Genomic DNA, 12,330 nt, shown 5'->3' with positions numbered 1-12,330 from the left:
CAGTTGCGCAGTCGGGCGGAGGGGAGCCTCAGTCCTTGGCGCGGTAGGCCTCGGGGAGGATGAACACTTCGTCGGCGCGGCCATAGCCGCCATCGGGCACTTCCTCGATCAGCACCATGGCGTGCGGGCGCGCCGCCTCGCCAAAGTAGTCGACGAACATCGCCGTCACGCGATGGACGATGTCTTCCTTCTGCGCCTTGGACAGCGCGGCCTGCGGTACCTTGATGTTGGCAAAGGGCATGGGAGTTCTCCTTGAAGTCCGCTTCAGTCAGATGACGCCGCCATTGGCGCGGATGATCTGGCCGTTCACCCAGCCGCCATCCGGTCCCACCAGGAAGGCGACGACGTTCGCGATGTCCTCGGGCTGGCCCAGGCGGCCAAAGGGGTTCATCGCGATGATCGCGCGCACCTGTTCGGGACTCTTGTCCTTGAGGAAGAGCTGCGTCTCGACCGGCCCCGGGGCCACCGCGTTGACGGTGATTCGGCGCTTGCCAAGCTCCTTGGCCAGGACATGGGTCATCGCCTCGACCGCGGCCTTGGTGGCGGCATAGACGCCATAGCCGGGTTGGTAGAGGCCGACGACGCTCGACGAGAAGTTCACGATCCGCCCGCCGTCGCGCAGCCGCCGCGCCGCTTCACGCATGCCGCGGAACACACCGCCCAGGTTGACCGCCACTTGTCGCTCGAAGGTGGAGTCCTCGAACTCGACGATTGGACCCAGCTCCATGATGCCGGCCGTGTTGACGAGGATGTCGACGCCACCGAATGCCCGCTCGGCCGCATCGAATAGCGCGGACGCCGTGGCCGGGTCGGCCAGATCTCCCTGGACGGCGACGGCCTTTCCTCCAGTCGTTTCGATCTCCCCGATCAGCCGATGGGCTTCTTCGCGACCGTGGGCGAAATGGGCGACCAGGGTGAGCCCCTCGCGCGCCAGGCGTCGGGAGACCGCCGCGCCGATACCCTTGGATGCCCCCGTTACGATCGCGACCCTCTGCCGTTGCTCTTGCATGAACTCTCTCCTGTGGTGCGAGTCAGGAGATACCTGCCTGGCGACGCCGCATCATCGGCCGGGACTTGCCATGACCATTCGGATATGGCGAACAATCCGGAATGGACCGGTTTGATCGCATGCGTCTGTTCGTCCGCGTCGTCGAGCGACGGAGCTTCACCGCGGCGGCGGCCGACCTGGGTCTGCCCCGCTCGACGGCCACCGAGGCGCTCAAGGGGCTGGAGGCCCAGCTCGGTGTGCGCCTGCTCGCGCGGACGACGCGGCACGTAGCGCCCACGCTGGATGGCGAGGAGTACTATCGCCGCTGTGTCGCCATCCTCGCCGAGGTGGAGGAAGCAGAGGGCCTGTTGCGCGACGCGCGGCCCCGCGGCCTGCTGCGCATCGACGCCCACCCGCTTCTCACGCGCACCTTCGTGCTGCCCCACCTGCCGGACTTCCTCGCCCGCCACCCGCTCATCGAGCTGCAGATCGGCCAGGGGGATCGGCTGGTCGACCTGATCCGCGAGGGCGTCGATTGTGTCATCCGGGCGGGCGAGCCGGAGGACAGCGGGATGCTCCAGCGCCGTCTCGGCACGATCGAGGAGATCACCGTGGCGAGCCCCGCGTATCTTGCCGCGCACGGCGTCCCCATGACTCCTGACATGCTGGAGGGGCACCAGATGGTGGGGTTCGTCTCCTCAAGGACGGGCGATGTGCTGCCGCTCGAATTCAGCGTGGGCGGGAGGCTGCGCCACATCGCCTTGCCAAGCCGGGTCCGGGTGAACAATTCGGACACCATGGCCGAACTGGCGCGGCTCGGGCTGGGGCTGGTGCAGGCGCCGCGGTATCGGTTCGCGCAGGATCTCGCGAGCGGCACCCTGGTCGAAGTCCTCGCGGACCATCCCCCCTCTCCCACGCCGCTGACGGCGCTCTACCCGCGCGATCGGCAGCGTGCGCCGCGGTTGCGCGTGTTCCTCGACTGGATCTCCGACATCTTCAAGCGTGCGCGGCTGTGACTCGGGGCAGACTGGTCGCGCTCCGGTCTCCCATCACGCAGCTCCTCTACCTTCTCTGAGCCATCAGGCGGCATGGGCCGCGAAGACGGTCCGCAGGCCGGCGATGAGCGCGTTGTCGGGGTAGGGCTCGCCCAGCGTGTCCAGCGCATCGCGCAATGCGCCAAACAACGCGCGCACGTGATGGCCCCCTTTGCCGTCCCAGTTGAGATGTTTGGCGAGGTACTCGCTCTGCTTCTTGAACTCCGCCACCGACGCGTCATACGGCGCCGCCGTGGGAATGTTGATGCGCAGGAGCAGCCCCAGCAGGGTGATGACCTCCGCGAAGTCGTAGCGCCGCGCCTTGAAGTCGTAGAAGTCCTCGAGATGAATCACGTCGGTGGCGAACCAATAACGGATGTAGTTGACGGCGCGCTGGGCGCTGTCCTCCACGGCCACGTTGAGCTGCGCGTGGAGCTCCGGGTCGACCTGCATCACGAGTGAATTCCGGACGGTCACCTTTTGGAGGGTGGTGCTGTCGAAGCGTCGCGCCGGCAGCGTGCGCAGGAACGTTCCGTCAAAGGTCAGCGTCTCGAGCTTGGGCAGACGCGTGAGCACCTCGGGGAAGTCCCACATCAGCTCGACCTTCTGCCAGCCGCCAAAGGAGTTCCGAACGGGGGAGTACGGGTTGTTGGTGAGGTTCACCATCCGCAGCTCGACGCACCGGGCAAGTGACTCCGGGAGCCGCCAGATGCAATTGGCCTCGAGGTTCAGGAAGCGGAGCTTCGTCAGCGCACCGATGGACTCGGGGAGCGTCTGCAGACCGTTGCCCCGGAGGTGGAGTTCGCGAAGCTCCGTGAGGAGGCCAAGCTCCTCGGGCAACGTCCGGAGCCTGTTGTGCGTGAGGTCGAGCTTCTCGAGGCGCCGAAAAAGGAAGAGCTCTTCCGGCAACGACGTCAGGTCCTTCCCTGCCAGCGAGAGGCTCTTGACCTTGTCGGGCTCCTCGAGCTTCTTGGCGACAAGCTTCCGGAACGCGCCCCGGACGCTGGTGAACTCAGTCCGGGAGATGGGCTTGCCAGCGGCCAGGAGCTCCCGTGCCTTGCGGAGGTCGACACGATCGCCGTCCACCACCGCCGGGACGAACACTCCCTTCGCCTCGTAGGGCTCCTGCCTGTCTTCGACGCCACCCGAGACGGCGAAGACCTTCGCGCCCCAGCCGAGGTACTGGTGCGTGTCGAGCGGGCCCTCCGCCGTGATGGTGTGCTCGGTGGCGATGGTGCGGGCCACGAGTTCGCCGCCGGCCGCGAAGCAGCCGTGGTTGTAGACGCCGACCATGTCCCTGGCCGTGACGTTCCCCTTGACTCGTATCTGAGAGCCACCGGTCGCGATGGCCTGAGCGATGAGGTTGCCGTGGACTTGAAGGAACGGCCCGTAGTCGTTCTCATGATTGAGGAGGCAACCTTCGATGGTCAGGTTGCCGCGCACGATGAGCCCGATGAAGGGAGGGTCGTCCTCGTCGGCCAGGGCGAGGATTCCACAGCGGTAGTCGAGCCACAGGTTGTGGGGCACGACGATGTCCCCGGTGAGCACCAGGACGCGATCGCTCTCGGCCTCGGAGTTGCCAGCGGCCTTCACCTCGTCCTTCACCTGCGACCAGGTGACGGTCTCGAAGGCGAGTTCGCTGGAGTAGTAGCCCTTGGCGACCTTGGCCGCGACGGTCTTCCGGGCGAAGGCGGCTGCGGCCTCTTCCGAAGGGAATGCCTTGGACTCGCGCTTACCCGCCGTGCCTACCACTCCGTGATGCAGGTCGAGGCTCGCGCCGCGCTGCTCGTACGACCAGAACTTGCGAATCGCCCCCTCGAGGCCAAGGAGCCGCAGCTGGAGGTGGTGGTGGATCGCCGGAAGTCGAGGTGCTCTCATGGACTCGGGGGACTACTGCGAAGCGATGAGGCCGCGCAACGAAACGCTTTGTCCCTCCGTACACCTGATTCCGGGATGCTGTTGATGCGGAGCACAGCGAGCAGGCCGGGAAAGCGAGGGACTTCGATCGCGGTGAGCGGGATCGTCCGGGCCTGCGATGCCTCGAGTCTTTGTTAGTTCGAGGCGTTACCTCGCCAGAGGAGCCGCTGTCTCGCCAATCGGTGGCCCGCGTTTCTGGGAACTCGCTTCCATCGCGCCTACGCGGCGGCATGCCTCCTCCCAGGCGTCCGTTCGTGCGAGCGAATAGGTGACCTGCTTCGGTCCGGGATGGGACGCCAGCTCCTCGCGCATTGTGCGCAACATGGCCAGGGCATCCTCGCGCTTCTGGTTGACGTGGCCATGGGGCAGCCAGCCGCGGAGCCGCTCCAACTCGGCGTCCGGGATCCCCTCCCGGGCCGCCTGGGAAAGAACGGTCGGGTAACTCCGCTCTGGGTAGTAGAGCCCCTTGGCGATCCGCTCCAGGGTTACCCGTGCCTCCGTGCGGAGCACCCCGGCCCGCTCAGCCCCCGCCAGCGTGGCCCGGATGTTGACCATCGCCTCCGAGAGCGTCCGGAACCCCGCCTCTTCCGGCGCATGCACTACCGTCACCTCGTCATCGTCCTCCAGGTCGCCGTGCCGGAAGGCCTCGAAGATGGCTCCGACGCCATGCATGCCAAAGGGGGCCAGCTCCGCCGCGCGCAGGGCCCCCATGCTGGCGCTGCCGTAGACGTGGATCCCCTCGGCCATGGCCCAGAGGAGTTCCTTGTGCCACACGGCGGGAACGCGCTCGAAGTAGCCATCGATGAGGCCGATGGCCTCGGGTTTCGAGAGGGCGGCCCGGTACACGTCCCCCTGGGCTGCGGGTGAGAGGAACTCCGCGTCGAGTTCCGCCCTCCCTTCCTCGGCGGACAGGGTCGGCCCCGCGAAGACGTAGATCATGGGAGGCGCTCCTTTAGGAGCCGCCGGGCCCGGGTGCCCGGTACATAGCCAGGAGCATCGTGGATGGCCTCCATCCCGGGGATGACCACCCGCGCCACAGAAATCCCGAACGCACGCTTGGAGAGATCCACCACCGCCACCTGCTCGAATTCCGCCGCAGCCAGCCGTGCCAGCACCCAGGCCACGTCCTCGTCGAAGCTGTCCGCCTCGAAGGAGGGCACCTCGTCGAAGCACCGCATGGACCCGTGCGACTGCATCAGCGCATGCACGCGGGACCAAAGGCCCGGGTCCTGGAGGGCCTTGTAGTACCGGTCCACGCCCAGGTCATCGCGCGAGCCGGAGATGAGCGTGGCCCGCACTTGGGCCGCCTCGGTGAGGGCCCGGAGCAGAGCCACCTGGCGGGTGGGATGGCACCCCGCGCCCGTCGTCGGGTAGAGCGGACGAAAGGGCTCCGGCGAGCGCTCCGCACTCATGCAGAAGAAGGCGGGCAGCCCGACCTCCGACGTTGTCTCCCAGACGGCCACGTCCACGCCGGCGCGCTCGTACTTTTCCAGCACCTCCCGGCATGCCAGGTCGTCCACGGTGTCCAGCGCGAGCCGGGTCCGCTGCCGCTCCTCTGCGGAGCGCAGGTGCCAGAGGGTGGTGGCATCACGTTCCACCACTTCGCAGATGCCGTGGCTGATGGCCTCCAGCAAATGGTTGCCGGAGGCCAGTCCGTTGGAGCTCATGAAGAACGAGCCGCTGCCCGAGGGGAGTGGCACGGTGTAGTCGGTGTGCACCAGCTCGAAGGGCAGCCACACCGGCCTGTCGCCGAGCAGGTCGCGGCCCTCGATCCACAGCAGCCGCAGATTGGCGTGGAAGGAGCCCACCGACAGCCTGGGGAGCCGGGCAACGTCCACCAGCGGGTGGCTGAAGCGCAGCTCGTTGTAAGTGGCGAGCGTGAGCGGGAGGGTGATGTGTTCGGCGTGGTACGTCTCCACTGCCTCCATGAGTCCGGAAACCCGGGCGGAGGCGAGGTCCAACCCCTTGCCCTGGGAGACAGCCAAGGAGCGCGAGTTGGGCCGGCAGACCGTCACCACGGGAATCCCCAGCCGGTCCAGGCCGGTGATGTTGGCGATGCGGGTGATGCCCATCACTCCCATCAGGGGCCGAACCCGCTGGAGCGTCTCCTCAGGAGAGATCAGCCGGTGCGTCCCCGCCCGGTAGCGTTTTCGGGCTGCTGGGCAGGTCTTGCTCCTCCCCTGACGCATGGTCAGTCCGCCTTCCACTATCGACTCCGGAGCTTGGAACGTCTTCCCAGTCGGGCACGCAGACGTTGCATCCAAGTCGGCCCTCTCCGATTTGCTTTGCTCCGCTCCCGGGCAGCCTCGCACTTCTTCCGCCACGCGTCGGCCTCCATTTTCTGGATTTTGCCTCGCAACGCCGTTGTCTCGTACCCGGCCTTTTCTTCCTCCTCCTTGCTGGCGCGAACGGCCTCCTGCCTCGCCTGAGTGAGGGACGCACTGTCTGGGTCTTGCTTCTCCAGCTTTTTGAGCCGACCGCCCAGATTCTGCTCCTCGGCAACCCGGGCAGCGTAGCTGCTTCCCTTCCGGACACTGGCCAAGTTCAGGAGGTAGCACGCACAGCCCGCTGTCGGCAGACTGGGAATGTCCGCAACCACCGCGCCCAGCCTGACCATGAACTCCGGCGCGCTTCTCAAGTCTTCAGGAAGCTCGATCAACTCGTACTCTTCCCGCTTCACCCAATAGAACTTCTTCTCCTCGTTGAAGATCACCAGATCGCTCTGCCCGGGCTTCACGTTGAGCGCGGTCTGCTTCCCATCCGAATGAAGGCAGTGGGTGCTCTTCTTGTCCCCCTGGCCCTGCTTCTCGAGGAACGTCAGGGCCTTTCTGGGATCCTCCTTCTCGCTCACCTGCCGGATGGCAGCCAGATTCAGCACGACGCACGAGCATCTCTCCGTCAGCTCGCTCTGTTCACTCCATGGATGAGTGACAGTGATGTCGGAGACCATCGCGCCCAGTCCAACGACGAACTCCGGTGCGCTCAACAGGGCCTGCGGGAGTTCGGTCGACGTGTATTGCCCTTTCTGGACCACGTAGAACTTCCCGTCTTCGCCAAAGATGACCAGGTCATCCTGTTCGATTTGCAGATCTTGCTGGAGATCCAGTTTGGAATTGTCTGGCCAGGTTTTCTCGCCATTCGGTTTCTTGTCGCTCATGTTCCTGTTGCCTCTGGCTTGCTCAGTCCCAACTGGCCAGCCATCAAGTGATGGACAAGGGGTTCCCACCCAGCAGTGGATAGCGCTGATAGTGGCGCGACACGTTTCTGCAGAAGTGCTGTTCCTGATCGCAGATCTCGTCAAGCTCGGCGTACGCCTGGCTTTCCGCATGCCGCATCATCAACCGCTTGATGTTGTCAGGATTATCGAATTCCCATATGTTTATAATCTCAACGCGTTGCTCCTCTTTCTCGGCGATTTCACTCAGCTTGACTTTTTGCTTGGGATCCGCCGGAAGCTCCAGCTTGCACGTCCGTTGGCCGGCCACGACCAGGGACAAACCTGCCCGTTCGAACTCTTTGATCAGCACGGACATGGACTTATTGAACTGCGTCAAGTTTTCCTTTTCGTGCAGTGTGCACGTGACGTGCAGGAGATAGGGGGCCTCCGCAACAGCCTGACTACACGCCCGTTGGCTCTTGCTCTCAGTCAGATAGGGCATCTGACTCAACCCTACGATCGCGGGGGGGATGATCAGGTCGTGGATGCGTTCATCTTCCGTGATGCGTACGTCATCAATCACTTGCTGACTTGCAACGAAGCTCGGGTCATCCCGCAGGCGTTCAAACGTTTTTTCGGCCTCTCCCTCGTCCAGCTTGTTGATGTAGTAGAGTTCGAACAGCCTGTCTGGGTTTCCTGTCAATGCCGAAGATTTCACCTGTCTGCGCAATTGATACTGTTCCAGCAGTCGCTTCCTCACCTGGGAGGCGAAGAGATAGCGCAGCATTCCACCGTGTTTCACCAGGCTGGTGAAGAGCAGATATCGTGTCAGGTCCATGGATCTCCTCACGGGGAAAGTGTGGCTCTATTAAGGGCAGAGTGTGGTGTCTCTGAATGTGAGCATTGCTGAGCAGTGTGGGCAGCGCTTCTCAAAGCAGACCCATCCGTTGGGCGGCCTCCGTGGCGTGTTCTAGGTATTCCCGAGCTGCCTCCTGTTGGTCCTGGTGCCATGCGACTAGCGCGGCATTCAACGTGGCGGCCAGTGGTTGCGGAAGCCTTTGCTGCGTCGGGTCCAACAGCGCGCGCGCATGCTCCACTGCCTCCGCGACGGCCATCCGCCGCAGAGCCACCGCCAGGAGTACCCACAAGCCCTGCCATTGGAACGGATAGGGGTAGATGGCCGAGAGCTTGCGCCAGCACTCCAGGGCCGCCCGAGCCTCCTGCTCGGCCTCATCCACCCGCTTCTCCCGCCATGCCACCCACGCGCGGTTGGCCCGGGCCGCGCCCACGTAATCGTCCATGCGGGCCGCGGTGGCTACTCTCAGGCTCTCCTCGCAGCACTCCCGGGTGCGGCCGACCTGCCCGCGTTCGCGGTACACCACGGCCAAGTAGGTGAGGAGGCGCGCCTTCTGCGTCAGGTCCCCGGTCTGCTCCACCAACCGCAGTCCGGCGAGGCTCTCCTGCTCGGCCTCGCCGAGGTCCCCGTGCAACAGCAGGGTGAGGGCATGGCAGAAACGGGCCATCACCTGCGTCTCCATGTCTCCAGAGTCCTCACTGGCCTCCACCGCGAGGCGGCCGTGCTCCACTGTCTCGGCGGAAATTGCGTAGCGTTGCTGCCGGAATGCCTTATTGGCGAGCGCCACGAAGAAACGGGCGCGCTGCTGGGGCAGCCCGCGAGTCTCCACTACCGGGCGGATCTTCTCCACCAGGCGGGCCATCTCCTCCTCGCGGTTCATCCAGTAGCAGATCCTGTGGCGCTCCAACTGGAGTTGCACCCATTCCGTCCACCAGGCAGACACGTCCGGGTCCGACCTACCCGTCTCCTCGGGCGCGCGTCCTAGGGAGGCCTCGGCCGCGTCGTAGGCGCGCAGCGCGTTGTCGTGCTGGTGGTGCGGCTCCCACGTCTTGCCGACCTTGCGATGGAGACAGGCCCGGTGGATCCGCTCGCTCGAAGAGACGCGGGCCAGGGCCTCGCCAAAGGCCTCGCGGGCCTCTGTCTGCTGCCCGGTGAGCGACAACACGTCTCCCAGGTTCTCGTAGGTGCGCAGCAGGGGCAAGCGCCAGTCCTCCGCCTCGTGGCCCTCTTGCCTCTGGTGCTCGCGGGCCTCGGCGAGCGCCTCCCGGTAGAAGCCAATGGCCTCCCGGGTGGCATGGGCCGTGCGAGCGCGCTCGCCCGCCATGTGGAAGTAGCGGCTGGCCCGGTCGTGGACCTCGGCCTTCATCCAGTGGTTGGCCATGCTCGCGAAGTAGAGGGGGAAGTCGAGCGCCCGTTGGTACCGGTGCTCGATGGCCTCGGCGGCCCGGAAGTGGAGCTGGCAGCTCCGTTCGGGGGGGATGCGGGCGTCGGTGATTTCGCGCAGCTTGTCGTGAAGGAAGCGCAGCCTGCCACCCGCAGCCTTCTCGAGAATCTGCCGCACCCGCAGCGTCTCAAGGGACGCCAGAGCCTCCGTGGGGGTCAGGGGCGCCGTTTCCAGCAGGAGCTCGGCGTCGAACTCTTTCCCGAGTACGGCCGCGCTTTCCACAAGCACCTGGGACCTGGCATCCAGCTCGCGCAGGCGCCGGTGGATGACCTCCGCGATGGAGACCGGAAGCGCCAGGCTGGTGAGAGAGCCCTCTGATCGTGCCCGCTCGTCCAGCCGCCACTGGCCGACGCTGTCACGGTGGAGCAGCCCCTCCGAGATGGCCGCTCGCAGGTACTCGGCGACGAAAAAGGGATTGCCCTCTGAGCGGCGGACCAGACTGTCGAAGTCCTGCGGCAGCGCGTGCAGCGCGAGCATGCCGCGCGCCATGGACTCGATGCTGCCCTCGTCCAGTCGCCCCAGCTCCACCTGCAGCGACCCAGGTGAGGTGACCACCGCGCGCAGGGCCTCGCTCATCTCCTCCATGCGGTAGGTGGCCAGCAGCAGCACGCCCCGCTCGACCAGGTCCTCCTGCCTCAGCTGCTCTAGGAAGGCCAGGGTCATCTCGTCTGCCCATTGGAGGTCGTCAATGATGAGCAGGACGGGGTCTTCCTGGGCGAAGGCGAAGAGAATGTCCTGGAGGGCGGAGAAGATGCGAGCCCGCGCGGCGTCGGTGTTGGAGAGAGGGAGGGGCTGGGGCAGCTCTCGCTGGCCGGGGAGCTCGTCCAGGAGCGGCTCGTAGGGCACCAGCACCTTGGCCTTTGGCCCGAGCAGCCGGGTTATCTCCTCCTCGCCGCTGTTGCGGCACCAATCTATCACCTTGGCCAGTAGCGCGCGGAAGGGGTGGAGCGGCGAGGCAAGGCCGATGGGGGGGCACTCGCAGGTCACCACCGTGATGCTGCGATAGAGGGCTTCACGCGCCACCTCGAGAGCCAGACGCGTCTTTCCCATTCCACTGCCCCCGCCAATGAAGACCCGGCCACCCTGGCAGAGCAACATCTCCTCCAACTGGCCACGGAGCTTGCCCATGACGGCTTCTCGCCCCATCAACGGCGGGCGGTAGAGGTAAGGCCGGGGCTTGGGGAGCGTCCTGGGCCTGCCGACTTCCACTCCCAACTCTGTGAGCACCTGGGCCACGTCCTCGGCATAGCCGAGCCGAGCCTCGGGCCGCTTCGCCAGCAATTTGAGGATGAGCCACTCCAGCCGCTCCGGAATTGGCTCCTCGACGAGACGCGAGGGCGGAGTGGGCGGCTCCTGGAGGTGCCGGCGGCGGATGACCTTGTCGGAGCTGCCGAAGAAGGGCACGAAGCCGGTGACACACTCGTAGAGGATGCAGCCCAGAGAGTAGAGGTCGGCACGGGCGTCCACGAGGTCCCCGCGGATCTGCTCGGGTGCCATGTACATGAGCGTGCCCAATCCAGCCCCGTCGGCATTGAGGACCTCGCGCCCGAAGGCTCCGCCGAACTCCACAGCCAGGCCGAAGTCGCCCAGCACCATGGAGCCGTCCTTGCGGATGAAGATGTTGCCGGGCTTGAGGTCGCGGTGGACGAGGCCACAGCCGTGCAGGTAGGCCAGCGGGGCGCACAACTGCAGTACCCACTCCAACAGGGGGCGTGCTGGCAGCGCTGGCACTCCCTCCAAGGTGGGTGTGCCCGCCTCCTCGCGCCAGGCCCCCTCTCGGGTACTCCTCCTGGAGGAGAGAGAGAAGTAGAGGCCTGGCTGGTCGTAGTAGCGCGCGATGAGCCGATGGAAGCTCCGGCCCTCCACGAGTTCCATGGCGTACCAGGGCAGCCCGCCAGCCACGCCGTATTCAATGATGCGGACGATTTGAGGATGGTGGATGCGACTGAGCGACTGGACCTCTCGCCGGATGCTGGCCAGCGAGGTGGCACGGGTGACGCGTACCGTCTTCAGCGCTACGCGCTCGCCCGTTCGCCGGTGGACCCCAAGGTAGACAATTCCCATTCCTCCGCTGCCGAGGACCCCCTGGATGAGATAAGGGCCCATCATCTGCGGGGGACCAGCCAGTTCCTGCCCCGGCAGAGAGACCTCCCCTTGGTTCATGGCTTCCCCTATGCCAATGCTCCGTATCTCTATGAGTAGGGAGGGCACTGCGACGGCGACAACAAGGCTCGGCGTGCGGCTTCAGCCCTCGATGTATTCCTCTCCGGACGGGCGGGCTTCCTCATTCGGAAGAGCGATCGCGAGTTCACGGAAGAGGCTGCTGTGCACCGCTGGGGCCGCGGCACCGAGCACTGCCTCAGGCGGTGGGTTCGCCTCTTGTGGTTTCGGCCCTGCCCACGCGTGGGGGAGCAGAAAAGGCCGGAGTTTGGCGCCCGGAGCGAAGGCGGCTGCGGCCTCGTCCAAGGGGTTGGAGGCAATACCTCCATAGCCCCTCTCCGTCTTATGCTCCGTTGGGCGGGTGTTCTACCCTTCGCCCGAGAGGGCTCACTGAGCGAGGAGCGATTCGATGATCGACGTTGTGATGCCCCAACTCGGGGAGGATGTCGCCGAGGGGACTGTAGACAAGTGGCTCGTGCGTGAGGGTGACCTTGTGACGAGTGAGCAGCCGCTGGTCGAGGTGGCCACCGACAAAGCCGACACTGAGATCCCGGCGCCCACAGCGGGGCGGGTGGCAGAGATCGTCGCCGCCGAGGGCGAGGTGGTCCCGAAGGGCGGCATTCTGTGCAGGTTGGATGAGACGGCGAGCTAAGTAGCACTACTGCATCAGGGGCCTGCAGGGTGAGCCGGGAGGCCTGGTCGGTGGCGTGAGGAATGTTGAGAATTGGAGCGATGACAGGTGGGGCACCGAGGCAGCCAGGTAGCGATCACCCG

Annotated in this window: 10 protein-coding genes; 2 read left to right on the top strand and 8 right to left on the bottom strand. The window is 65.6% G+C overall.

The genetic code is table 11. From position 1 onward, the window contains the following. Positions 1 to 28 precede the first annotated feature (28 nt). Both KY501_RS21215 and KY501_RS21210 read right to left on the bottom strand, forming a co-directional pair. Positions 29 to 241 (bottom strand): tautomerase family protein, encoded by a 213-nt coding sequence (locus KY501_RS21215; RefSeq protein WP_224365051.1) that lies wholly within the window; start codon positions 239 to 241, stop codon positions 29 to 31. A 27-nt stretch (positions 242 to 268) separates the two neighbouring features. Beyond that, positions 269 to 1,009: an SDR family oxidoreductase gene (locus KY501_RS21210; protein WP_224365050.1), complete on the bottom strand. Its 741-nt coding sequence runs from the start codon at positions 1,007 to 1,009 to the stop codon at positions 269 to 271. A gap of 119 nt (positions 1,010 to 1,128) precedes the next feature. On the opposite strand from KY501_RS21210, the gene KY501_RS21205 reads away from it, so the two are divergent. Continuing rightward, on the top strand, positions 1,129 to 2,004 hold the full coding sequence (locus tag KY501_RS21205; RefSeq protein ID WP_255636735.1) for a LysR family transcriptional regulator: 876 nt from the start codon (positions 1,129 to 1,131) through the stop codon (positions 2,002 to 2,004). 63 nt (positions 2,005 to 2,067) lie between these two features. Here KY501_RS21205 and KY501_RS21200 read toward each other — a convergent pair whose 3' ends face one another. From KY501_RS21200 to KY501_RS21175, 6 genes are all read right to left on the bottom strand, one after another. Then, a complete protein-coding gene (locus tag KY501_RS21200) occupies positions 2,068 to 3,900 on the bottom strand; it encodes a leucine-rich repeat domain-containing protein (protein ID WP_224365048.1) in 1,833 nt (610 codons plus the stop codon). 186 nt (positions 3,901 to 4,086) lie between these two features. Beyond that, positions 4,087 to 4,878, bottom strand: a complete 792-nt coding sequence (locus KY501_RS21195) for a TfuA-like protein (RefSeq protein WP_224365047.1) — start codon at positions 4,876 to 4,878, stop codon at positions 4,087 to 4,089. Beyond that, positions 4,875 to 6,128 (bottom strand): YcaO-like family protein, encoded by a 1,254-nt coding sequence (locus KY501_RS21190; RefSeq protein WP_224365046.1) that lies wholly within the window; start codon positions 6,126 to 6,128, stop codon positions 4,875 to 4,877. Before KY501_RS21190 ends, KY501_RS21195 begins: the two co-directional genes overlap by 4 nt. A 17-nt stretch (positions 6,129 to 6,145) precedes the next feature. Further along, positions 6,146 to 7,096 (bottom strand): hypothetical protein, encoded by a 951-nt coding sequence (locus tag KY501_RS21185; RefSeq protein ID WP_224365045.1) that lies wholly within the window; start codon positions 7,094 to 7,096, stop codon positions 6,146 to 6,148. A gap of 43 nt (positions 7,097 to 7,139) precedes the next feature. Then, on the bottom strand, positions 7,140 to 7,934 hold the full coding sequence (locus tag KY501_RS21180; RefSeq protein ID WP_224365044.1) for a hypothetical protein: 795 nt from the start codon (positions 7,932 to 7,934) through the stop codon (positions 7,140 to 7,142). 91 nt (positions 7,935 to 8,025) lie between these two features. Further along, positions 8,026 to 11,559, bottom strand: a complete 3,534-nt coding sequence (locus KY501_RS21175) for a serine/threonine-protein kinase (RefSeq protein WP_224365043.1) — start codon at positions 11,557 to 11,559, stop codon at positions 8,026 to 8,028. A 406-nt stretch (positions 11,560 to 11,965) separates the two neighbouring features. Here KY501_RS21175 and KY501_RS21170 point away from each other — a divergent pair, with 406 nt between their 5' ends. Then, positions 11,966 to 12,208, top strand: coding sequence for a biotin/lipoyl-containing protein (locus KY501_RS21170; RefSeq protein WP_224365042.1), 243 nt, complete (start codon positions 11,966 to 11,968; stop codon positions 12,206 to 12,208). The last annotated feature ends 122 nt before the right edge of the window (positions 12,209 to 12,330 follow it).

The organism is Hyalangium versicolor (genome assembly GCF_020103695.1).
In the GTDB taxonomy this organism is placed as follows: Bacteria; Myxococcota; Myxococcia; order Myxococcales; family Myxococcaceae; genus Hyalangium; species Hyalangium versicolor.
The sequence above is the reverse complement of the archived record's forward strand: the minus strand, read 5'-3'. Positions and strand labels throughout refer to the sequence as shown.

Excerpts from the sequence above, each read along its gene's own strand:
- KY501_RS21215 (WP_224365051.1), bottom strand. The coding sequence starts at position 241 with ATGCCCTTTGCCAACATCAAGGTACCGCAGGCCGCGCTGTCCAAGGCG.
- KY501_RS21210 (WP_224365050.1), bottom strand. The coding sequence starts at position 1,009 with ATGCAAGAGCAACGGCAGAGGGTCGCGATCGTAACGGGGGCATCCAAG.
- KY501_RS21205 (WP_255636735.1), top strand. The coding sequence starts at position 1,129 with ATGCGTCTGTTCGTCCGCGTCGTCGAGCGACGGAGCTTCACCGCGGCG.
- KY501_RS21200 (WP_224365048.1), bottom strand. The coding sequence starts at position 3,900 with ATGAGAGCACCTCGACTTCCGGCGATCCACCACCACCTCCAGCTGCGG.
- KY501_RS21195 (WP_224365047.1), bottom strand. The coding sequence starts at position 4,878 with ATGATCTACGTCTTCGCGGGGCCGACCCTGTCCGCCGAGGAAGGGAGG.
- KY501_RS21190 (WP_224365046.1), bottom strand. The coding sequence starts at position 6,128 with ATGCGTCAGGGGAGGAGCAAGACCTGCCCAGCAGCCCGAAAACGCTAC.
- KY501_RS21185 (WP_224365045.1), bottom strand. The coding sequence starts at position 7,096 with ATGAGCGACAAGAAACCGAATGGCGAGAAAACCTGGCCAGACAATTCC.
- KY501_RS21180 (WP_224365044.1), bottom strand. The coding sequence starts at position 7,934 with ATGGACCTGACACGATATCTGCTCTTCACCAGCCTGGTGAAACACGGT.
- KY501_RS21175 (WP_224365043.1), bottom strand. The coding sequence starts at position 11,559 with ATGAACCAAGGGGAGGTCTCTCTGCCGGGGCAGGAACTGGCTGGTCCC.
- KY501_RS21170 (WP_224365042.1), top strand. The coding sequence starts at position 11,966 with ATGATCGACGTTGTGATGCCCCAACTCGGGGAGGATGTCGCCGAGGGG.